Source organism: Vibrio sp. B1FIG11 (assembly GCF_905175335.1).
Classification (GTDB): domain Bacteria; phylum Pseudomonadota; class Gammaproteobacteria; order Enterobacterales; family Vibrionaceae; genus Vibrio; species Vibrio campbellii.
In genome coordinates, this window is sequence record NZ_HG992751.1 from 2,759,754 (window position 1) to 2,782,135 (window position 22,382).

General features: G+C 46.3%; 15 protein-coding genes and 2 pseudogenes. 5 read left to right on the top strand and 12 right to left on the bottom strand.

Going from position 1 to position 22,382, the window contains the following annotated elements:
• Window positions 1–10 precede the first annotated feature (10 nt).
• The 3 genes from mfd to KHO06_RS12735 all read left to right on the top strand — a co-directional run bounded on the left by mfd (window position 11) and on the right by KHO06_RS12735 (window position 4,874).
• A complete protein-coding gene (gene mfd / locus KHO06_RS12725; RefSeq protein WP_212581703.1) occupies window positions 11–3,472 on the top strand; it encodes a transcription-repair coupling factor in 3,462 nt (1,153 codons plus the stop codon).
• Window positions 3,473–3,479: 7 nt separating this feature from the next.
• Window positions 3,480–4,247 (top strand): peptidoglycan binding protein CsiV, encoded by a 768-nt coding sequence (locus tag KHO06_RS12730; RefSeq protein ID WP_005431683.1) that lies wholly within the window; start codon window positions 3,480–3,482, stop codon window positions 4,245–4,247.
• Window positions 4,248–4,325: 78 nt separating this feature from the next.
• A complete protein-coding gene (locus KHO06_RS12735) occupies window positions 4,326–4,874 on the top strand; it encodes a GNAT family protein (RefSeq protein ID WP_038891560.1) in 549 nt (182 codons plus the stop codon).
• Window positions 4,875–4,960: 86 nt separating this feature from the next.
• Here KHO06_RS12735 and KHO06_RS12740 read toward each other — a convergent pair whose 3' ends face one another.
• The 7 genes and pseudogenes from KHO06_RS12740 to hinT all read right to left on the bottom strand — a co-directional run bounded on the left by KHO06_RS12740 (window position 4,961) and on the right by hinT (window position 11,206).
• On the bottom strand, window positions 4,961–6,250 hold the full coding sequence (locus KHO06_RS12740; RefSeq protein ID WP_005431677.1) for an NAD(P)/FAD-dependent oxidoreductase: 1,290 nt from the start codon (window positions 6,248–6,250) through the stop codon (window positions 4,961–4,963).
• Between the two features lie 527 nt (window positions 6,251–6,777).
• Window positions 6,778–7,317, bottom strand: a complete 540-nt coding sequence (gene ycfP / locus KHO06_RS12745) for an alpha/beta hydrolase YcfP (RefSeq protein WP_045397638.1) — start codon at window positions 7,315–7,317, stop codon at window positions 6,778–6,780.
• A gap of 75 nt (window positions 7,318–7,392) precedes the next feature.
• A complete protein-coding gene (gene thiK / locus KHO06_RS12750) occupies window positions 7,393–8,274 on the bottom strand; it encodes a thiamine kinase (RefSeq protein WP_045417672.1) in 882 nt (293 codons plus the stop codon).
• 42 nt (window positions 8,275–8,316) lie between these two features.
• Window positions 8,317–8,906 (bottom strand): annotated as a pseudogene (gene lpoB / locus KHO06_RS12755) (penicillin-binding protein activator LpoB).
• 91 nt (window positions 8,907–8,997) lie between these two features.
• Window positions 8,998–9,390, bottom strand: coding sequence for a YcfL family protein (locus KHO06_RS12760; RefSeq protein ID WP_212581704.1), 393 nt, complete (start codon window positions 9,388–9,390; stop codon window positions 8,998–9,000).
• Window positions 9,390–10,785, bottom strand: a pseudogene (locus KHO06_RS12765) (hypothetical protein). Before KHO06_RS12765 ends, KHO06_RS12760 begins: the two are co-directional and overlap by 1 nt.
• 70 nt (window positions 10,786–10,855) lie before the next feature.
• Window positions 10,856–11,206 carry a purine nucleoside phosphoramidase gene (gene hinT / locus KHO06_RS12770; protein ID WP_212581705.1) on the bottom strand — a complete coding sequence of 117 codons (351 nt, stop codon included), beginning with the start codon at window positions 11,204–11,206 and terminating at the stop codon, window positions 10,856–10,858.
• 235 nt (window positions 11,207–11,441) lie between these two features.
• Between hinT and KHO06_RS12775 the strand changes: the two genes are divergently transcribed.
• Together KHO06_RS12775 and KHO06_RS12780 are read left to right on the top strand one after the other, a co-directional pair.
• A complete protein-coding gene (locus tag KHO06_RS12775; RefSeq protein ID WP_045373232.1) occupies window positions 11,442–13,433 on the top strand; it encodes a methyl-accepting chemotaxis protein in 1,992 nt (663 codons plus the stop codon).
• Window positions 13,434–13,598: 165 nt separating this feature from the next.
• Entirely contained in the window at window positions 13,599–14,759 is a 1,161-nt protein-coding gene (locus KHO06_RS12780; RefSeq protein ID WP_005431680.1) for a DUF1887 family protein, read from the top strand.
• 154 nt (window positions 14,760–14,913) lie between these two features.
• Here KHO06_RS12780 and udp read toward each other — a convergent pair whose 3' ends face one another.
• The 5 genes from udp to KHO06_RS12805 form a co-directional block, all read right to left on the bottom strand.
• Window positions 14,914–15,672 carry a uridine phosphorylase gene (gene udp / locus KHO06_RS12785; RefSeq protein ID WP_005437517.1) on the bottom strand — a complete coding sequence of 253 codons (759 nt, stop codon included), beginning with the start codon at window positions 15,670–15,672 and terminating at the stop codon, window positions 14,914–14,916.
• Window positions 15,673–15,993: 321 nt separating this feature from the next.
• Window positions 15,994–18,300, bottom strand: coding sequence for a zinc/cadmium/mercury/lead-transporting ATPase (locus KHO06_RS12790; RefSeq protein ID WP_081233766.1), 2,307 nt, complete (start codon window positions 18,298–18,300; stop codon window positions 15,994–15,996).
• Between the two features lie 100 nt (window positions 18,301–18,400).
• The gene (locus KHO06_RS12795; protein ID WP_038891552.1) at window positions 18,401–19,852 is read right to left on the bottom strand and encodes an MATE family efflux transporter; all 1,452 of its coding nucleotides are present in this window, start codon (window positions 19,850–19,852) and stop codon (window positions 18,401–18,403) included.
• A gap of 63 nt (window positions 19,853–19,915) precedes the next feature.
• The gene (locus KHO06_RS12800) at window positions 19,916–20,335 is read right to left on the bottom strand and encodes a CBS domain-containing protein (RefSeq protein ID WP_005431646.1); all 420 of its coding nucleotides are present in this window, start codon (window positions 20,333–20,335) and stop codon (window positions 19,916–19,918) included.
• A 343-nt stretch (window positions 20,336–20,678) separates the two neighbouring features.
• Window positions 20,679–22,298 carry an NAD(P)/FAD-dependent oxidoreductase gene (locus KHO06_RS12805; RefSeq protein WP_005431643.1) on the bottom strand — a complete coding sequence of 540 codons (1,620 nt, stop codon included), beginning with the start codon at window positions 22,296–22,298 and terminating at the stop codon, window positions 20,679–20,681.
• Between the last annotated feature and the right edge of the window lie 84 nt (window positions 22,299–22,382).

Here is a 22,382-nt window from a genome sequence, read left to right on the forward strand (position 1 = left end):
AATAACTATCATGACAAAAGCAACAATTCTTTCCGTCACGAATCCATCTGAGCGTGGCGACAAAAAACAACTTGGCAACCTACCTGGTGCAGCATTGGCAATGGCAATCGCTGAGCTAGCCAAACAGCATTCAAGTCACTCTTTGCTTGTAGTGCCAGATCCACAAATCGCACTCAAGCTGCAAGCGGAAATTGAACAGTTTACCGATCAGCCAGTCAGCCTATTTCCAGATTGGGAAACACTGCCTTACGACAACTTTTCTCCGCACCAAGAGATCATCTCAGACCGTATTGCACGCTTATACCAATTGCCGACTCAAAGTAACGGCGTAACGATTGTGCCAGTAAGTACGGTGTTGCAGCGCCAGTCTCCGCGTGATTTCTTATTGCAACACACTTTGATGGTGAAAACGGGCGACCAATTCTCACTAGATAAGCTTCGTGTGCAGCTAGAGAACTCAGGCTACCGTCACGTTGATCAAGTGTTTGGTCCGGGTGAATACGCGAGCCGAGGGTCGATCCTTGACCTGTTCCCAATGGGCAGCTCAGATCCATACCGAATTGATTTCTTCGATGACGAGATCGACACCATCCGTACCTTCGATCCAGAAAACCAACGTTCGATCGAAGACATTCAGCAAATCCAATTGCTACCAGCGCATGAGTTCCCGACAACCAAAGCGGCAATTGAAGATTTCCGTACTCGCTGGCGTTCTCAGTTTGAAGCTCGCCGCGAGCCCGAGTCGATTTACATGCAAGTCACCAAAGGTACTTGGCCGGCAGGTATCGAGTACTGGCAACCACTGTTCTTCGACCATACCGAAACACTGTTTGACTACCTGCCAGAAGACTCTCAACTGATCACATACGGTAATATTGAAGCCGCAGTGGATACCTTCTGGAATGACGTAGATTACCGCTACGATCAAAAGAAAATCGATCCGATGCGTCCGTTGTTAGCACCACATGAATTGTGGTTGAAAAAAGACGAACTATTTACTCACTTCAAACAGCTGCCACAGGCGCAGTTGAACTTAGAGAAAATCGTTAAGCGTGCTGGTCGCCAGAATCTCGCAGTTCAATCTCTAGCCGAGCTTGGTGTTCAACAGCAGAACAAAGAGCCGTTAGCGCGTTTACGTCAATTCAGTGAACAATTCACAGGTAAAATCATTTTCTCTGTGGAATCGGAAGGCCGCCGCGAAGCACTAACAGAGCTGCTGCAAGGCATTAAAGTGCGTCCTGTCGTGCATGGTTCACTCTACCAAGCACTGGATTCTGGCGATCGTTTCAGTTTGATCTTAGGTGCAGCAGAACATGGCTTTATTCACGATGACCTGAACTTCGCCCTGATCTGTGAAAGCGATCTGCTGGGCGATCGTGTGATTCAACGTCGCCGTAAAGACAAGAAAGCGGTAAACAGTGACACCGTTATTCGTCACCTAGCCGAACTTAAGCCGGGTCAGCCTGTTGTGCACATCGATCACGGTATTGGCCGCTACATTGGCTTACAGACTCTTGAAGCGGGCGGCATGAAGACGGAATACGTAACCCTTGAGTATCAAAATGACGCCAAACTTTACGTTCCCGTCTCTTCATTAAACCTAATCAGCCGCTACTCTGGTGGTGCTGAAGAGAGCGCGCCGCTGCATAAACTGGGTGGTGAAGCATGGGCGAAGGCTCGTCGTAAAGCCGCTGAGAAAGTACGCGACGTCGCGGCAGAGCTACTTGATGTTTACGCTAAGCGTGAATTGAAACCGGGCTACAAGTTTGAGCTGGACCGTGGTCAATACGCCACATTTAAAGCCACCTTCCCGTTTGAAGAAACCGATGATCAGTCAACTGCCATTAATGCGGTTCTATCCGATATGTGCCAAGCAAAAGCCATGGACCGTCTCGTATGTGGTGATGTGGGCTTTGGTAAAACAGAAGTGGCGATGCGCGCTGCGTTTGTTGCTACAGACAACAGTAAGCAGGTCGCGGTATTGGTGCCAACCACCCTACTTGCTCAGCAGCACTTTGAAAACTTCCGTGATCGCTTTGCCAACTTACCAATTCGCGTTGAAGTACTTTCACGTTTTAAATCGGCAAAAGAGCAAAAAGTCATTCTTCAAGACGTCGCCGATGGCAAAGTGGATATTGTCGTAGGTACTCACAAGCTGCTTTCAAGCGACATCAAATTCAAAGATCTTGGCTTGTTGATCGTCGATGAAGAACACCGCTTCGGTGTACGCCAAAAAGAAAAAGTGAAAGCGATGCGTGCTGATGTCGACATCCTAACGCTGACCGCAACCCCTATTCCTCGTACATTGAATATGGCAATGAGTGGCATGCGCGACTTGTCGATCATCGCAACACCGCCTGCACGTCGCCTAGCTATCAAGACCTTCGTGCGTCAACGTGAAGACTCTGTGGTACGCGAAGCCGTACTGCGTGAAATCATGCGTGGTGGTCAGGTTTATTTCCTACACAACCAAGTAGAAACCATTGAAAAAACCGCTGAAGACCTACAAAAGCTGATTCCTGAAGCGCGCGTGACCGTTGCCCATGGTCAAATGCGTGAACGTGAACTAGAGCGCATCATGAACGATTTCTACCACCAGCGTTTCAACCTGCTGGTGTGTACCACCATCATAGAAACAGGTATCGACGTTCCGACGGCCAACACCATCATTATGGATCGTGCCGATAACCTCGGTTTAGCGCAGTTGCACCAGCTTCGTGGCCGCGTTGGTCGTTCACACCACCAAGCTTACGCTTACTTATTGACGCCACATCCAAAAGCCATCACCAAAGATGCGATTAAGCGTCTTGATGCGATCGCTTCGCTGGAAGATCTCGGTGCAGGTTTCACACTGGCCACGCACGATCTTGAGATTCGTGGTGCGGGTGAGCTATTAGGTGACGAACAAAGTGGTCAAATTCAATCTGTTGGCTTTACACTGTATATGGAGATGCTTGAACAAGCGGTCGAAGCATTGAAAGAAGGTAAAGAACCATCATTGGATGATCTGCTTCGCGAACAAACTGAAATTGAGATGCGTATCCCAGCGCTATTGCCGGATGACTACATTCCAGATGTGAACACACGTCTATCGATGTACAAACGCATTGCAAGCGTGACAGATAACGAAGGTTTGTCTGAACTGAAAGTGGAACTGATTGACCGATTTGGTGTTTTACCAGATGCAACCAAGAACCTCCTATCTGTCTCAGAGTTGAAAATTGGGGCAGGAAGTCTCAAAGCGAAGAAAATTGAGGCGCATGATAAGGGCGGATTCATTGAGTTTTACCCTGATGCTGACATTAATCCAGCGTATTTGGTTAAACTCCTGCAATCACAGCCGCAAAAATTTGCAATGGAAGGTCCAACTAAGTTCAAGTTTAGCGTACCATTGACGGACCGACGTAAACGCATCCAGTTTGTTCAAGACTTACTGAATGATTTTAAACAGAATTTATTACCAACGAGCTAATAGTCGAATGAGAATACTGATCCCATTATTGCTTCTTTGTGTCTCAATGCCATCTTGGGCTGCGCGTCAATTTGATATTGAAGTAATTATTTTCAAGCGAGCAGTCAACGCTGAAAGTACCAGTGAATCATGGCCAAACGAACTGCCAACTATTGAAATGAGTAACGTCGGCAGCCTACAAAGCGATTCTTACCGCCAGTCAAAAGGCGTCACGCTTCTACCACGTTCTTCTTACCGATTGAACGCACAAGAAGCTGCGCTGAACAACCACGCAGGCTTTAAAGTGCTAAAACACGTGGCATGGCGTCAAGGTGACCGTGGTAAAGCCAGTGCACCAATCTTCCGTATGGTTGGTGGCCGAGACTTCTCTGGCTCTTACAATGCAGATGGCAGCCCTGTCGGCAGCAGCACATCACTATCAACCGATGGCTACAGTGAAGAGAGCGTGAATGGCCCACTGTACGAACTAGACGGTAAGTTACAAATCTATGTTCAGCACTACTTGTTTGCTGAAACAACCATCGATATTCGTGAACCAAGCGTGCGTGAAGTCCACCTAGCGTCACAGCCTTCAGAACAGCTATCTGATGAATTTGGCGAAGTCGATGGCAACGTACAAGTTGGCAACTTAGCGGAAGTCACCCCAACCGTGACCGAAGAGAAGTTTTTGAAGAGCTTCCGAATGGATCAAAAGCGTCGTATGCGCAGTGGCGAAACCCACTACCTAGACAACCCATTGATGGGTATGATCATTCAAGTTCGTCGAGTTCGATAAGAGCCACCTCAACATAAAAGCGCAGCACTGGCTGCGCTTTGTTTTATCTAGAGTCTCACATGGAAGTTGTATCAATTCATGAGTCCAGATTTTGAAATCATCACCCCTCGTTTAGCGCTGCGACTGATTCCTTCAGAACACGCTCACACCTTGCAGCGACTCCTAGTCGAATCCCCTTCTCTGCATCAATGGCTAGATTGGTGCAATGAAGACGTTACGTTAAAAGACGCTCAAGATTTCTTGTTAGCAACTCGCTTAAATTGGGTCAAAACCGAGGCGTTTGGTTTTGGCGTTTACGAGCGTGAGAGCAACAGTCTCGTAGGCATGGCGGCGGTTAATGAGCTTTACCATACCTTCAATATGGCAAGCATTGGTTATTGGGTTGCCGATCGCTATCAGCGCAAAGGTTATGCACAAGAATCGATTCGCTCACTGGCAGAGTTCTGCTTTGCCAAACTCAATTTAACTCGCGTGGAAATTGTCTGCGATCCAGATAACACCGCCAGTCAGGCATTAATTGAATCCGTTGGCGCACAAAAAGAAGCCATTGCCAGAAACCGTTTTATCTTCCATGGCAAGCCAAAGGATGGCGTAGTGTATTCACTGCTTCCTAGTGACTTAGAATGAAAAAAGCCACCGACATGCGGTGGCTTTTGTTTTGACCTTTGTTTCGCTCTCAACCAAATCAGCTTAAAGAGCCAAATCATCAAATATTAGTGCAGCTTCAAGTTCGGACGCAGTACGCGGTTGATACGGCCAACCAGCATCATCAGGCCTGTCTTAATCACGCCATGCAGCGCCATTTGGTGCATGCGGTATAGCGAAATGTAAACCACACGAGCGATACGACCTTCAACCATCATCGAACCTTTGGTTAGGTTACCCATCAAGCTACCAACCGTAGAGAAGCGGCTTAGAGAAACCAGAGAACCGTGGTCTTTGTATTCGTAAGCTTTCAGTTCACGACCATTTAGCTTAGCAACGATGTTAGTAAACGCTTGGCTAGCCATTTGGTGCGCAGCTTGAGCTCGTGGCGGAACAAAAGAGCCATCAGGCTGAGTACATTGTGCTAGATCACCAATAACGAAGATGTCGTCATCACGTGTGGTTTGTAGCGTGTTTTTCACTACAAGCTGGTTAATACGGTTCGTCTCTAGACCTGCGATATCTTTAATGAAGTCAGGCGCTTTGATACCCGCAGCCCATACCATGATTTGCGCAGGGATCTTCTCACCGTCTTTCGTCGTCAGACCGTCTTTGTCCGCCTGCGTCACCATGGTCGCTGTGCGTACGTTGACACCCAACTTAACCAATTCTTGGTGTGCCGCAGAAGAAATACGTGGAGGAAGCGCAGGAAGAATACGTTCGCCCGCTTCAACTAGGTTTACGTTTAGCTTGCTAGAATCTAGGTCGCCAAAGCCGTAAGTACGCAGCTCTTTCACTGCGTTGTGAAGCTCAGCAGAGAGCTCAACACCAGTCGCACCCGCACCAACAATCGCGATATCTACCGTGCCATTACCGTTTTTCGCGTGCAGTTTTAGGAACTCGTTGTTCATTTCACTACGGAAACGGTGTGCCTGTTCTGGGCTATCTAGGAAGATACAGTTGTCACGAACACCAGGAGTGTTGAAATCGTTAGATGTAGAACCAATTGCCATCACTAGAATATCGTATTCTAGTTCACGGCTTGGCATAAGAAGTTCGCCGTGCTCGTCTTTAAGCTCACTTAGAATGATCACTTTACGTTCACGATCAATGTCTTGAAGGCTGCCCATTTGGAAGTCAAAGCTGTGGTTTTTTGCGTGAGCACGGTAGCTCAGTGCATCCACACCTTCGTCCAAAGAACCTGTTGCTACTTCGTGCAACAATGGTTTCCACAAGTGGCTCGCTTTACGGTCTACCAGTGTAATTTGCGCACGGTTCTTACGACCCAGAGTGCGGCCCAGTTTGGTTGCCAACTCAAGGCCACCAGCACCGCCGCCTACAACGATAATGCGTGTCACAATGTTATCCTCTACAAAAATGAATATATGGGTTCAGCTCGATGCTGACTCACAGTGCTCTGCGGTCATACATCCAACCGATGAATTCTTTGGTCTCTAGAGGTGAGCTCACTTTTGGATAAACGCCGATACCATCTTGTTTTTGCTTCTTATTTCATTTGCTTGTTGATGCGCATCGGTTTGCTCGTCTGAAACACGCGATCTCAGACAAAAAATGGGCAAGTTTCTTACTCGCTCTCAATTTTTTTTGATATTTATCAAATTATTTTTACGAAGTTCATTATATAGGGCTATCTTTTGATGGCAACAAAAATCCTTACTCTAGATACGGATTGGCTAATTTTCATCTGCTTAACGGTATCGTTTTCGTGCCACAAAAGGTTAAAACAATAAATCAAGATAATAAATAGCTACAAAATGTAAATTTCTACAGAATTATTATTATCAAGTTGGGCAAAGCCAGAAACAAAAACGGCACTTCGAAAAGTGCCGTTTAAAGATAGTTAAATCATTTGCTCTGGTACAAGTTAAGCGTTTTTGAATGCCTTCATCGCTTGCAAGTGGTGAGAGATTTTCTTGAATTTATGCGTTTGAGTTTCATCCCAAATGATTTGGTAGTGTTTATCCAATTCTGCTGCAGTTTTTGAGTTATCGTGAATTTCATCTTCTTTCGACAAAATAACCAAACAGCGCTCTTGGTTTTTCGTACGGAACTGCTCGACACATTTAGTGGCAATATCTTCGTACTCTTCTGGACGATCAATACGCCCTGCCATCGTCTTCTCTGGGTGCAAATTCGGGTTGAACATCACTTGTTTGATGCCGCAAAGAAAACCGATTCGCTCTGACCAGTATGCGCCAAGACCCACACCACAAATCAGTGGATTTGGATCGTTCGCTTGGTCAATGACCTTAGACACTTCTTTCAATAAGTGCTGCATGTCATGCTTAGGATGAAGTGTGCTGTAGTTGATGAAACGAACGTCATCATCGATGAACTGCAATTGAAGAACTTTTTCGTGGTTACCTGGGCTTGTACTATCAAAGCCGTGCAAGTAAATAATCATGTGTACCTCTCCCTGTGACTTGCTGGTACTTCACTTTAAACTACCACTATTTCCTTATGGTTAAAGAGGAAAAAGTCATGAGTTATCAAAACAGTGATCTTCAATACATAATAAGTCTTTAAACTCGCGAGCACTGTCTAAGTATTGTTCATCATCCCACAATTTGTAGGCGACTAAATACCATAGCATTGCCATCATTCGAGTTCTTGGCATCCAAGCTTGAACGCCTTCTAGCCACAAATCCACGTCTTCAATTTGACGAACTTGGCAATACCTGACGACGCCATCTTCAATTGGTACGTCAGCCAGTTGCAAAATAAGGGTGAGATCAAGTCTTGGGTCCGCTAAGCCTGCGTATTCCCAATCAATGACTTTCACACCGTCTTGGCCGCGCACTAAGTTGTAACAACCAAGGTCAAAATGACACAGTGCTGCTGGGATTTGGTCTACGCTTGGTTCAGAACGCCACTTGCGATACAACATCTCAAACTCAGTGCCTACGTACTTGCCCCCCAGCTCTAACCAATAATGATCGATACGTGAGAGATAAGAGAATGGCACTAATGGAATCGACGTTGCTGAATACTCGTGAATCGCAGCCGCTATTGGCAGTAACTCTTCAATATCAATTCCCGGTTTGGTGAGAGTTTCACCCGGCACCCACTCCACCAATAAACCTTGCTCGTGAACAAACACGGGCTTCGGGCCTAAATTGAGCGAAGCAATCGCGTTGAGAACTTGATATTCATTGTGGCGAGATATAGCAAAGGCCTTGCATACATTACTGGTCGGTCGCCAGACGTAAGCAAGGCCTTCAGAGGATTCCAACCGCCAACAGCGATTGGTCAATCCACCAGTGACGGTTTGAACCTTCACTGGTGGCGAAGTAAAGAAGCCATCAAGAGTATTTAAACTCGGGTCTAATTGTTTCGCTTGTTGCCAAGAAAACCACGCCATGAATGACTTCTCCACTTAGGTCATAAGACCAAACAGAATCAATTAAAGACCAAATAGGCTCTTAGATTGTTCTTTACGGATTTCAGTCTCATCCGCCCACTCAATCAAACCAGTTTCAAGGTCCATTAGACGCATGGTCATTTTGTAGTAAACGTCTTTGTCACTACCTGCATTTTTCACGATGCTAGAAAGGTTTCCGTAAAGCATGTATTGCGCACCGACCATTTTACCGAATTGGATTGCTGTGCTTTGGTTCACTAGCTCGTCAGTGTTTTGGAAGTTAAGTTGCTCACGAACAGACTCAACGCGGTCCATATCTACGAAACGGAACTTACCAGAGTTCAGCATCTTAGTAGAGATAGTGTCTGTGATTGATTCCGTATCAATATGTTCGCTTGTCTTGTTCTTGATACGCTCAACAAACACGATAGGACGTTGGTCACGAGTAATTGCTGCCACTGAACCTGACATCATCATCTGTCGACCATTTCGCCAGCAATTTTTTGTAGATCCGTCGAGCCAAAATCGATCGTTGTGGTTTCTGTCGCTTGCGCATCACCGTAAGAGACTTTGTTTGAACAACCACCCAGAATGACGGCAAGACCTAAAAGAGCAATAATACTTTTTTTCATGAGAGTTCCTTAGTTTGTGTTTCATCCCGAGACGTCTCCATCTTGGGAAAGCAGCATAGCTACCTAAAAAATATGTATCCCAAAGCTTGGGTTAGTTATCTTGTGCTTCGCGAATTTGTACACGGAATTGAGTCCCTTTCGGGTTCACCGTCACTTCAGACAAAGTCACTTGTTCAAATCCACGCACAATCATTTTGCGCCATGGACCTGGTTTGGTATTCACTTCTAATCCAGTATTGTCATACCAGTAAAAACGATAAAGAATCTCTTGATCGCCTTTGTAATTACTGCTCAGTTGAACAACACCGCGTGGACGGTCATCAACATAAGTCGTGGTAATATTGTCTACCAACAGGCGACTACCCATGACGTTATCGTGGAAGAAAACCTTTTGCGTTTGGCCATCGATTCGGATTCCCGCAGTGTTATCTGCACAACCTGCTAAACCTACTATCACTGCCAAACCTATAAGCCATGCTCTCATTACAACCTCCCTAGCTGTTTATGCCACACCGTAGAATGTGTTCCCTGACGAGAAACCCAAACCAACGTTGTTTGCTGTGCTGGCACTTCGAATTGATACACCTGATCACCAACGTTCAGACTCTGCTGACCCGGCTTGACGACTTTCGACGCCGTTTTCACCGTGCCCGGAAGTGTCTGCCAACTTCTGGTATCAGGCTGTTCGGTTAGTGTATTCCACACGTTGAAAAGAATGTTGCCGACATCGTCACCTTTCGCCGCTTCTTTTCGAATTCTGTCTTTGGCCCAAACACGAATTGCCTGACGAATCACAATCGTCGTTAAACGCTCATGCAAATCGTTTTGCGCCATGGCATTCACATCAGCCAATGTGCTTGAAGGTAGCTTTTTACCATTCAACGCAACATCACCAAAACGTTGGGTTCCGCGCTTCGGATAATAAGGCAGTGCGAGCGAGTAGATCGCGCCATCACCTCGGCTGTCATAGATTGGTAAATCAATACGCCAACCTTGTAGCGCTTCCACCACACCTTGCTCATCAATCACAATCACGCGACCTTGCGACTTACTCAGCCCTGATGGTGCTTTGCCGTAGCGCTTCTCTAGCATACGAAGATCTTGACGCATACCGAGCTTTTTCGCGGCATACATGGTGCTTTCAATAACTTGCTTGTTATCTGGCATCACTGCAAGTGCACGACGATAGTCTACATACGCACTGTTCAGATCTCGTGACGCTTCATACAGCAATCCAGAAAGGTAGAATAAGTAACCATTTTGTACAGAGCTCAGCTTTTTGCCTGCGTCTGGGTAGTTGGCTAGCACACTACCTAAGTTCGCTGACATACCTTGCTTCTTAAGATCCTTCTCTGCTTGATTTAGTTCCTTTTCACGTGCTTTCTTTGCCGCCTCTTGCACTTGGTTTGCGCGGCGCATCTCAACCAGCGCCCCCTCAAGGTCATTTTTTTTGTAGGTAGTTCAGACCAAGGTACAAATGCAAAAAGCCGAGTTCATAGTCGGCAGGTTGGTATTCGTTTAAATTGTCGTTAACGGCAAGTGAGCCCACGCTGGTCGCCGTTTCCGTAACAGAAATGGTAGCGCGATCTTGTTGTTTGCGTACTGCACGATCGCTGTCTTCAAGTGAACTCAGGCTGGTTGGGTAGTCTTGGGCAAGAAACGAGATTCGGCCTTGTTCAAAGTTGCCAAGTATATCGCCACCGACATCACTCGATTGCAGTTGCTCAGCTTTGGCATATTCGCCAGCAACCACAGCTTGATAAACTTCTTTATTTTGGTCGCTATAATGACTGAACAGATTGCCAGCGGATAAGTTTGCACATCCTGTAGCAAGCAGGACCCAGCTCATCAATCCGAATAGCTTCACACCATGTTTCACATTTATCTCCACAAATGTGTTGTTCAAGGAAGAAAGAAGTGGATGAATCACCTCACCCACTCCTAAAAGATTAACTCAATACCATAGGGCCTAAAGGACGACCACCCACTAGGTGCATATGAATATGATAGACTTCCTGACCGCCATGTGAGTTACAGTTTAAAATCAAACGGTAACCGTCTTCTGCAATGCCTTCTTCTTTAGCGAGCTTCTTCGCAACCGTGAACATACGGCCCATCATTGCCTCATCTTCCACTTCCACGTCATTGGTTGTCGGGATCAGCTTGTTCGGGATGATAAGGATATGGCTTGGCGCACGCGGATTGATATCACGAAATGCCGTTACTAAATCATCTTGGTAAAGGACATCTGCTGGGATTTCTTTGCGAATAATTTTGCTAAAGATGGTTTCTTCCGCCATGGGTACTCCATTTTATAAGGTGTGTAACCTATTTAGTATGCGCTAAGCCAAAAGCGAGCTCAATAAAAAACAGTGTTCACTTAACATTATCAATATAAGTCGTGACGTTGAAGCTTTTTTTGTCGTGTGCGTCATAAAACGTGCGTCGCAAACTCAATACAATCCGATGAATTTTGTTACTTTTTTAAGACAATTCTAATTTATGTTGTCTATTTTTGGGAGAGGAAGCTCACTTATGCGAGGTTCAGTAATTAAAAGGATGTATGCAGGCTTTGCGCTGATCATCGTCTTATTCGCAGTCACGATTGCCATTATGATGGGAGGCATGAATGATATTCACGGTAAGTTTGAGACTGTATCCAAGTCTTCTCTGCCGCTTGTCTCTTTATCTAACCAAACCAGTGTAGAGCTTCTTTCTGCCGACAAATCTTTTAAAGACTTCCTGACCACAGAGAATAAGCAACGCATGGATCAGATGCGTCAGGAATTTGCCAAATCTCAACAAAGCTTCGAAGCAACATTGAGCCAACTTGAAGTTGCAAGCCAAATCTACCCTTCCCTTGCCGAACCTTTTTCTCAGCTTAAAGAACTTGAGCAGAGCTACTTTACCGAAGCAAAGGAAGCCATGGATAACTACGAAGCGATGTTCGCTGCACAAGAAGAAGTGCAAAAATCTTCTCGTCGCTTCCAGCAACTCAATACTGAGCTATCTGTGGGTCTAAAAGAATACGTGGCGGATCAATCCAGCATCTCAGTTAAAGTGATGGCGAAAAGCTACTTTATTAAGCTGAAAGATGCAGAAGTGATTACGTCAGATGCGCTGGCAAGCTCAAATCCTGAGTTTGTAACGCAAGCCGTAGCAAAAAACCGCAAGGCGGTGACGCATCTGAATTACGCTTTCCGCGGTTTGGTGACTCAACTTCCTGAACTTAAAGAAGCCTTCGGCGAGTCTGTTGAACAATTTACCCGTGACGTAGGTATGCGTGGTGGTGTATTAGACCAACACAATAACTATCTATCGGCACGTGCGGCGCTTTACAACAACATCGCTAACCTTGCCACCAAAGTTGACTCAAGCATGTCGATTCTTGAGCAGTTCACAACAACCGCAACCAATAAGCTGAACGAATCTCTTGCAGACGCAGGCGACATCTACTCAGCAGGTGTTACCAAAGCGATTGTGATTGGCGTCATTGTGGTGTTGTTTGCAACGGCTATCGGTTACCACATTGCTCATAGTGTTCGTGAGCCACTGACTCGTATTCTGAAGGCATTAGAAGGTCTGACAGAAGGCGACATGACGCAACGCATTGATATTCGTTACAACAACGAATTCAGCCGTGTGAGTGGCCATATCAATACGCTGGCAGACAGCCTACATAACATCCTTGTTAAGCTGAATGACGCATCAGAAAACCTAGCGTCTACAGCCTCGACGAACGAGCAGACTTCTTCTCAAGCACAAGCTCAGTTGAACTCTCAGCGTGAGCAAACCGCAAACGTAGCTACAGCAATGACAGAGATGTCTCACTCAGTGCAAGAAGTCGCGCAAAGTGCTCAAGGCTCGTTAGAGATGGTACAGCGTGTTGAGACGGCTTCTGATCAAGGCCGTAACGTCATGAACAGCAACATCTCAACCATCAACCAACTTGAGACACGCTTAAACGAATCCGTCTCTGCGGTTTCTGAGCTACAAAAAATGAGTGGCCAAATCGGCTCGATTCTGGATGTGATTCGTAATATTGCCGAACAGACCAACCTGCTTGCACTGAATGCGGCGATCGAAGCGGCACGTGCTGGTGAGCAGGGACGCGGGTTTGCGGTAGTGGCAGATGAAGTTCGCGTGCTGGCTTCCAAGACCACACAATCGACAACTGAGATTGAAGCAATGATCAGTAACCTTCAATCCAGTTCGCAGTCTGCTAACCAAGTTATTCAAAGCTGCATGAGCGATATGGAAATGTCTGTTGAGCAAGCCTCTAAGGCAAACAGCTCAATGGAAGAAATCCAAGCGCTGATCATCGAAATCAGTCAGATGAGTACCCACATATCCCAAGCGGCGGCTGAGCAGAGCGAGACTTCTGCGGATATTGCGCGCAGCATTGAAGACATCAATAGCATTGCTGACCAGAGCTACCATGCGATGTCCAGCATCGCGCAAACCAGTGAATCTTTGACTCAACTGGCACATCAACAAAACGAACTGGTTCATCGATTTAAACTATAAAGTTTTATGTAAAAACTAGAAAATTCATTGCAACCAACTGTATAAGGGCGACTTTTTATTGAAGTCGCCCTTGTTTTTTATGAGCTGTGTCTACATATGGTTTATATGGCTTGCTCATCCCTTTTCTTTTCTCTTTTCGAGCAAGCCAAATAAGAAGGAAAACCTATGGCTGTTCATGTTGGTATTATCGACCAAGATCCAGTGAGATTAGTCACTCCTCTTTTGGATAATCGCACTGTAAGTACACATATCGTCTTCATCGGCGACAAAAGCCAATCCGATATGTACGAGCGACTGAGCGCAGTATTAGAGCAGCGAGAAATTACGTCTGAATTCTTTGAAATTCCTTCTGCAGTAAACACTTCTCTGATCAAACAATCTGTCCATCAATTGGCAAAAGACCTCCATGACCGAGGTGAAGAAGTAAAACTCAATGCAAGCTGTGGCCTCCGTCACCGACTGCTTTCCGTGTACGAAGTCTTCCGTACGTACCGCTGGCCAATCTTCGTAGTAGAACCAAACAGCGACAAACTGTGCTGGCTTTACCCAGATGGCAAAGAAGACACGCAAGTGGAAGACCACATTACGATTTCTGATTACCTCACTATTTTCGGTGCGCGCGGTGAGTTCCACCACGTAGACCTTCCACCTCAACTCGATCAAAAGCTTTACGAACTGGGTGAACGCTGGGCATCTAACGCGCTGGAGCTTGGCCCTGGCCTTGCAACACTGAACTACCTTGCAACCACTTGTCGTAAAGAACAAAAGCTGGATGTGGAGCTTTCAGAGAAGCAACAAGGCTATCGTGAGCTGAACATGCTACTGACCGATTTGGTTGAAGCGCAAATCGCCACTTACGAAAACGGCGTTCTAACCTTCGCTGACGAAGATGCTCGCCGTTTCTCTAACGGTGAATGGCTAGAAACGCTGGTGCACAGCACAGTGAAACAAATCCAAGACACCATGCCGACAATCCAAGACCGTTCGTTGAATGTGCAGGTTTACCGCAAACTTGGTGAAAGCGAAGTTCGTAATGAACTTGACGTAGCTACGGTGGTAAACAACAAGCTTCACATCATTGAATGTAAGACGAAAGGCATGCGTGATGATGGCGATGACACCCTATACAAGCTGGAATCGTTACGTGACTTATTAGGCGGCCTGCAAGCGCGAGCGATGCTAGTTAGCTTCCGCCCACTGCGTCACAACGACATCACTCGTGCAGAGGACTTAGGTTTAGCGTTGATCGGCCCTGATGAGCTGAAAGATCTCAAAACGCACCTAACCGCATGGTTTAAAGCCGCTGGCGGTTCTGACGAAATTTAATCGTTACTATCCGATCAAAAAAAGCAGCCTCGAGCTGCTTTTTTATTGCGGCAGATTTGTTGTTTGAATACTCATACAACACTGCCAGATAGAAAAAGCCAGAGGCGAACCTCTGGCTTTTCCCGTTTGTTTAAATGCCAACTAAATGTTGTGCTTAAAGCATCTTACGCGCTGCTTCTACTACAACTTTAATTGAGCGAGCTTCCGTTTCTTTCAGCGTTGAATGATCTGGAATCTCTTTTTGTGTACGGTTGATGATTACACCCGCCACACAACCTGCTTTCAGGCCTGAGCTTGCACACATAGTTAGCAGTGTTGCTGACTCCATTTCGAAGTTTAGAACGCCCATGTCTTGCCACTCTTGCATAGAACCTTGGAAACGCTTAACAACACGGCCAGAGAAAGTGTCGTAACGCTCTTGACCTGGGTAGAAAGTGTCACTTGAAGCAGTCACACCCATATGAACTGTTGCACCAGACTCTTCAACCGCTGCTTTCATTGCTGTTGCGATTTCAAAATCTGCTACTGCTGGGAACTCCATTGGAGCAAAGTGTAGGCTCGCGCCATCTAGGCGAACAGAACCTGTAGTAACGATCATGTCACCCACGTTTACGTGTGGTTGGATTGCACCAGTAGTACCTACACGTAGGAAAGTGCGAACGCCAAGCTGCGCTAACTCTTCTACTGCGATAGAAGTAGATGGGCCACCGATACCAGTAGAACAAACCACAACAGGTTTACCGTCTAGCTCTGCACGGTATAGCGTGTATTCACGGTGACTTGCTAGAAATACTGGGTTTTCCATTTCTTCAGCGATTTTTTGTACGCGTGCTGGATCGCCTGGAATGATTGCTAGAGTAGCACCATTAAGATCCGCTTCAGTAACACCTAAATGGAATACAGCTTGAGACATAAGTCGCTCCTTGTTGTGGCTTATTTTGTAAACAATAAGCTCATTAATAAGTTGTTGGGTACAGATGCACTGTAGCGAACCTTTCACTAACATTGAGTGATCACAGTCACAATGAAACAATGTAATAAATCTACACTTTCAAATAAAAACGGTTTTGATCACACTTTTGGAGCCATAAGATCATTTCGTTGCATACCAATGAGTGATTTACCAAACGAATCATTCACCTTTGTTATCTCCACCTTCAGGACAGAAAAAAGCCCAAGGTACGATGACCTCGGGCTATTTATTCAACATTCAAAGATGTACGAAAGGTTGATACTACTTCACTTGTTTTGATTCGAAGCGAAGCAGACGCAGTGCATTCAGTGTGACCAGTGCCGTAGCACCACTGTCGGCAAGAACGGCAACCCATAAACCGGTAATACCCAGTAAGCTTGTTACTAAGAACACACCTTTTAGGCCTAATGCTAACGCCACGTTCTGACGAATGTTATTCAGCGTCGCACGTGATAGTTCAATCATACCAGCGAGTTCGATCAAACGGTTGTGAGTCAGCGCGGCATCAGCCGTTTCGAGTGCAACGTCAGTACCACCGCCCATCGCAATGCCAATGCTTGAAGCCTTCATCGCTGGTGCGTCGTTAATACCATCGCCTACCATCGCAACGGTATGCTGCGCTGAAATCTCTTCTACATAGTGCACTTTGTCTGCTGGTAGCAAACTTGCTTTGTAATCAAGGCCAATTTGGTTCGCAATTGCTTCAGCACTGCGAGGGTTGTCACCTGTTAGCATCACAGATGAAATACCCAGTTTCTTCAATGCCGCAACGGCTTTTTGAGCATCTTGACGAAGCGTGTCTTGCCAAGCAATCAAACCTATCACTTCGTGATCGTGGCGTGCGATAACCACGGTTTTACCTTGTCCTTCCAACGCCAAGACTTGCTGCTCTACCTGTTGTGAGATTGGGAAGTCAGCTTTCGATGGAGCTATCACCTGAACCAATTTGCCTTCAACAAGCCCTGTCACACCAGAACCAACCTGCGCGGTTTTGTCTGCAGCTTCAGGAATGTTGATGCCTTGCTCTTGCGCTTTGTTCACCAACGAAATGGCCAGTGGGTGGCTTGAGCCAATCTCAATCGACGCCGTCAGGCGAAGCAATTGCTCTTCAGTCACATCAAACGGCACCACATCAGTCACTTGTGGTTTACCTTGTGTCAACGTACCCGTTTTGTCGAAAGCGACCGATTCAACACGACCCAATAGCTCAAGCGCAGCACCACCTTTGATCAGTGCGCCTCGTTTTGCCGCCGCCGCTAAGCCAGAAGTGATCGCCGCTGGCGTAGAGATAACCAAAGCACATGGACATGCAATCAACAATAACGCTAAACCACGGTATACCCACGTTTCCCAAGGTTGAGCAAACAACAATGGTGGTGTGATGATGACTAATAGAGAAACAAGCATCATCAACGGTGTGTACCAGCGGCTGAACTTATCGAGGAAGCGTTCAAGTGGTGCTTTGCGTGATTCCGCTTCTTCAATCAAATGTAGGATACGGTCAATCGCGTTCTCACCTTGGCGAGACGTCACTTTGACTTGAACAACTTTATCGACAACCACAGCACCCGCCATGATTTTACCGCCTTCGTTATGCTCTACGGGAACAGACTCGCCCGTTAACGCACTTTCATCAAAGCTTGCCGCTTGAGTCATCAGCAAACCATCAGCTGGCATACGACCGCCAGGCGCAACTTCAATCACATCACCCGGTTGTAGCTGTGACGCAGGCACTTCTTGACGTTCACCATCTACAATCAGCGTTGTGTTCTCTGGAACAAGGTCCATCAAAGCTTGAACACCGCTACGAGCACGAGATGATGCATATGCTTCTAACTTTTCACCAATAAGGAAAAGCAATAGCACCATCGCCGCTTCAGCGGTTTCACCGAGGTAAAGCGCACCTAACGCCGCCACACTCATTAGTGTTTCAATCGCAAATGGCGTACCAGTACGAGCCAACTTGACCGCTTTCATCGCAACCGGGTATAAGCCGAGCAAACAGGTTAAAGTAAATAGCCAAGTACTCAGCGTTGGATTGAAGTCAGAAATGATGCCAGCAAACGCCATCGCACCTGCAATGGATAGGATTTGAACATTGTCTTTAATAACGCCCAACCAACCCTTTTTCTCTGCTTTTGGTTTGGGCGCATCTGTCGATGTCAGTGGGAAGCCAGTTTGCTGAGAAACCTGCTCGATGACAGAAGCCAACGCACGATTATCAAAATCGACCACTAACTTTTCTGTCGCGAACAAGACCTTGGCATTTGTGACACCCTCAACAGAAGAAATGGCCTTTTCTAGCTTTTGAGCACAAGCAGGACAATCCATGCCCGATACTAGCCAGCTATGACGAATGGAGGATTCGAGGGGTTCGGCAGGGCCTTCGTCTTCAACAGAATCCGAGCTACAGCTTCCGCCACTGCAGCAAGAATCTTCCGAAGTTACGACGGTTGCTTGCGTAATATTAAGCGTTGGTTTTGCTGGCGCGCAGCAAGAATCGTTTGCTCCTAGCGCCACCGCAGATTTGACTTTGCCTGTTTGGCAACCTTGATGTTTCGTACACATAATTCACTTTCCTTATTGGTGATAAGTCTCTATTTATCACTAAGAATAAACCTTAGAGCTAACTCCAAGGTCAAGTGTATTTATGGGCATTTCACGAAATTTATGCTTTCTCATCTTCCAAAGCGGTCGCTACTTCATCTATCAACACCGCATCATGGGAACAGAAAGGCTGAGTATTGACGCAAGTGATCGCAGGATCGTCTTCAATGTCTTCTTCTCCGAAGTTTTGCATCAGATCTTTAATGTGTTTGTTCAGCACGACTAACGCCAGCAACCCAAACACTATCGTACCCACTGCTTGCCCATATAACACACCAAGCGCGCCATACCATTGCGATCCAAAGTAAACAAAAGGCAGAGTACCAATTGTGGCTTTACCCAAGTTCAACGCCGTGGAATAAAGTGGTTTACCGAGATTATTGAAAGAAGTGTTAGCGACAAACAAAGTCCCATTGAAGACAAACGTAATGGCAACATAGGTGCAAAATGCGATAACAATAATCGCGGCGTCCCCCGTTAGGCTAAACATCGCTACGATGTAATCTTGCAGCACATAAAGCAGAGCACAGACACCTAGGGTGTATATCGTAGTCACCAATAAAGAGTCGGTCAGAGTGCGCTTCACACGATCCATACGCTCCGCACCGAAGTTCTGCCCAATGATCGGGCCAACCGCGCCAGAAAGCGCAAAAATAACAGCAAAGCACACTGGCGTTAAACGCCCTATCACGGCAAAACCTGCCACAAAATCTTCACCAAATTGTGCAATGTGAGTGGTCACAATCGCATTACCAATTGGTGTGGCAGTGTTGGTGATAATGGCTGGTATCGCGATCGCCAAGATAGGTTTGAGATTATTTCTGAAGATATCGAAGTCTGGAAGAGACACCAATTTGTGCACGCTAATCAGCGGATAAAGGGAGAAAGCCAATACTGTGAAACGAGCGATCACCGAAGCCGCTGCAGCCCCTTCTACGTTCCATTTAAAGACAAAGATAAACAGTGGATCGAGAATCGCGTTTACAATACCACCAGCCAAAGTTGCCCACATAGAGCGCTTTGCATCACCCGCGGCTCGTAAACCGGCACCTGCCGACATACCCAATGCCAGAATCGGCGCACTTGGCAATAGAATGTTGAGGTACGCTTCAGCACGCTCAGCAGCAACACCCTCAGCACCAATGGCCGCTAATAGCTCTGGGATATGAATGTACATACCAATGGTGATGACCAAGCTGATCATAAAAGCAACCAACATGATACTGCCACTGGTCAGCCTAGCGCGTTCAAAGTCCTTTGCGCCAATCGCTTTAGATACCAGGGCGCCCATGGCAATCGACGTGCCGATAGAGGCAGAAGTGGAAAAGAAGATCAACGTTCCTGCAAAGCCGACGGCAGCCGCTAGCTCCACCTGCCCCAGCATACTGATGAAAAGCATATCGAGTAAATCGACAACAAACAGAGCCATCAAACCAACGGAACCGGCTCCAGACATCACCAGAATGTGGCGCATCGTAGAACCTTGGACAAACTTCGCGTCTTGCGTAGACATACTCTTCCTCAACGACAAAAAGACGCCGAGGCGTCTTTCGTCTTAATACTTATTATTTTGATATTAAACGGGATGTTGGAAACATTCGTTTAGCGTTTTGCCGATGGCTCTTAATACATCGCGTCTTGTAATCACACCGACGAGCTTCTCTTTATCATCGACCACAGGATACATTTTAGGTTTACCTATCTGCATCATGTCAGCCAGTTCGATAATAGACATTTCTGGCGACACAGACAGAACATCGTCATGCATACACTCTTCTACCGTGTGTGTATCCTGACAGTGATAACTGGCTTTAACGAGTTTGTCTAAAAGGTCTTGCTCAGAAAGGAATCCAATGACTTTCTCGTTTTCGTTAATCACAGGTCCACCTAGAGTAACACTTTGCATCACCTTGTCCAAAGCCGCCGTCAACGACATGTCCTTGGTGAAAGTCACCGCCTGTAACGTCATATAATCTTTAACTTTAAGTGAGTGCATTCTTATCTCCTTAGCGGCACGTTTTTGCTGCCTTTAAGATAAGTGTCGTCTAATTTCTTGATTTTACTAAATGGAAATTAGCAATTTTATTTATAGGTGCTGTCTATTGATCTTTATCTAAATCAATACATAACACAAACCTATAGATATGCAGTTGCATATTTATTTAAAGTCACGTGGAAAAACCATTTCGCTGCAAGCAAAGAATATACAAGCTTGAATTCGTTCGAGTCAGAAACGAGTCAACACAGAAAGACCAAAAAGAAATAACTAGCTATGCAGTACAAACAAAAAAGCCAGCCCCAAATCAGGCTGGCTTTCATTGTATTATCACGCAATAAAATTATGCGTTTTGCATTGCTTCAACGATGTCACGAGCAACGGCTTCCGCGACTTTAATGCCATCGATACCCGCAGAAAGGATACCACCCGCGTAGCCAGCACCTTCACCCGCAGGGAAGAAGCCTTTCAAGTTGATGCTCTGGAAGTCTTTACCACGCTTGATGCAAACTGGAGAAGACGTACGCGTCTCAACACCAGTCAGTAGGCCGTCTTCAGAAGCAAAGCCTTTGATCTTACGATCGAATGCTGGAATTGCTTCACGAATCGCTTCAATAGCAAACGCCGGTAACGCTTTTGATAGGTCGGTCAGTTTGATGCCCGGAGTGAATGATGGCTCAACATCACCCAGCGCACTTGGATCGCGACCTTTAAGGAAGTCACCAATCTTCTGTGCTGGAGCGTCGTAGTTCTCGCCGCCAAGTGCATAAGCGCCCGATTCTAGTTCACGCTGGAAGCGGATACCCGCTAGCGGATCGCCTGGGTAATCGACTTCTGGAGAGATGCCCACAACGATTGCGCTGTTCGCGTTGCGTTCTGCACGAGAGTATTGGCTCATACCGTTGGTTACTACGCGACCTTCTTCAGAAGTTGCCGCAACAACAGTACCACCTGGACACATACAGAAGCTGTAAACCGTACGGCCATTCTTACAGTGGTGAACCAGTTTGTAGTCTGCCGCACCAAGAATTGGGTGGCCTGCATTTGGACCAAAGCGTGCTTCGTCGATCATCGATTGTTTGTGCTCGATACGGAAACCAACAGAAAACGGCTTCGCTTCCATGTAAACGCCACGGTCGTGCAGCATTTCAAAGGTATCACGAGCACTATGACCTACCGCTAGTACTACGTGACGAGATTTGATCTCTTCACCGTTTGATAGCGTTACGCCTGTGATTTGACCATCTTCCATATGCAGATCGTCAACACGAGTACTAAAGCGGATCTCACCACCTAGTTCGATGATTTTCGCGCGCATCTTTTCGATCATGGTAACCAATTTAAAGGTACCGATGTGCGGCTTACTTACGTATAGAATTTCTTCTGGTGCACCAGCTGCTACAAACTCAGTGATCACTTTACGACCGTAGAAGTTTGGATCTTTCACTTGGCTGTAAAGCTTACCATCAGAGAAAGTACCTGCACCGCCCTCACCAAACTGAACGTTTGATTCTGGGTTTAGTGTGCGCTTACGCCAAAAGCCAAACGTGTCTTTAGTACGCTCACGTACTTCTTTACCACGCTCAACGATGATTGGGTTAAAGCCCATTTGAGCCAAAACCAAACCCGCAAACAAACCACAAGGACCAAAACCGATCACCACTGGGCGCTCTGTTAGGTTCTCTGGTGCTTTCGCTACAAACTTGTATTCCATATCTGGTGTTTGGCGAACGTGCGGATCTTTTTCGAATTTCGCTAACAACGCTTCTTCATCACCTTCAACGATGATGTCTAGCGTGTAGATAAGGTGAATATTGGTTTTCTTACGAGCATCGTAGCCGCGTCTAAAGACATTAAAAGAGATAACTTTCTCAGCAGCGATGCCAAGCTTTTTAGTAATCGCGTCCAATAGCGCGCCTTCCTCATGATCAAGAGGAAGTTTAATTTCATTAATACGAATCATGTGATGTCTCGTTATGGTAGGTGTCTTAGCCAAAGCCACACATTTCCCTCCATATTTAAGGAGAAAAAAAATGGTCAGCTCACA

What these genes read in the sequence shown, in the direction of transcription:
- mfd (WP_212581703.1), top strand. Translation starts at nt 11, where the DNA reads ATGACAAAAGCAACAATTCTTTCCGTCACGAATCCATCTGAGCGTGGC.
- KHO06_RS12730 (WP_005431683.1), top strand. Translation starts at nt 3,480, where the DNA reads ATGAGAATACTGATCCCATTATTGCTTCTTTGTGTCTCAATGCCATCT.
- KHO06_RS12735 (WP_038891560.1), top strand. Translation starts at nt 4,326, where the DNA reads ATGAGTCCAGATTTTGAAATCATCACCCCTCGTTTAGCGCTGCGACTG.
- ycfP (WP_045397638.1), bottom strand. Translation starts at nt 7,317, where the DNA reads ATGATTATTTACTTGCACGGCTTTGATAGTACAAGCCCAGGTAACCAC.
- thiK (WP_045417672.1), bottom strand. Translation starts at nt 8,274, where the DNA reads ATGGCGTGGTTTTCTTGGCAACAAGCGAAACAATTAGACCCGAGTTTA.
- KHO06_RS12760 (WP_212581704.1), bottom strand. Translation starts at nt 9,390, where the DNA reads ATGAGAGCATGGCTTATAGGTTTGGCAGTGATAGTAGGTTTAGCAGGT.
- hinT (WP_212581705.1), bottom strand. Translation starts at nt 11,206, where the DNA reads ATGGCGGAAGAAACCATCTTTAGCAAAATTATTCGCAAAGAAATCCCA.
- KHO06_RS12775 (WP_045373232.1), top strand. Translation starts at nt 11,442, where the DNA reads ATGCGAGGTTCAGTAATTAAAAGGATGTATGCAGGCTTTGCGCTGATC.
- KHO06_RS12780 (WP_005431680.1), top strand. Translation starts at nt 13,599, where the DNA reads ATGGCTGTTCATGTTGGTATTATCGACCAAGATCCAGTGAGATTAGTC.
- udp (WP_005437517.1), bottom strand. Translation starts at nt 15,672, where the DNA reads ATGTCTCAAGCTGTATTCCATTTAGGTGTTACTGAAGCGGATCTTAAT.
- KHO06_RS12790 (WP_081233766.1), bottom strand. Translation starts at nt 18,300, where the DNA reads ATGTGTACGAAACATCAAGGTTGCCAAACAGGCAAAGTCAAATCTGCG.
- KHO06_RS12795 (WP_038891552.1), bottom strand. Translation starts at nt 19,852, where the DNA reads ATGTCTACGCAAGACGCGAAGTTTGTCCAAGGTTCTACGATGCGCCAC.
- KHO06_RS12800 (WP_005431646.1), bottom strand. Translation starts at nt 20,335, where the DNA reads ATGCACTCACTTAAAGTTAAAGATTATATGACGTTACAGGCGGTGACT.
- KHO06_RS12805 (WP_005431643.1), bottom strand. Translation starts at nt 22,298, where the DNA reads ATGATTCGTATTAATGAAATTAAACTTCCTCTTGATCATGAGGAAGGC.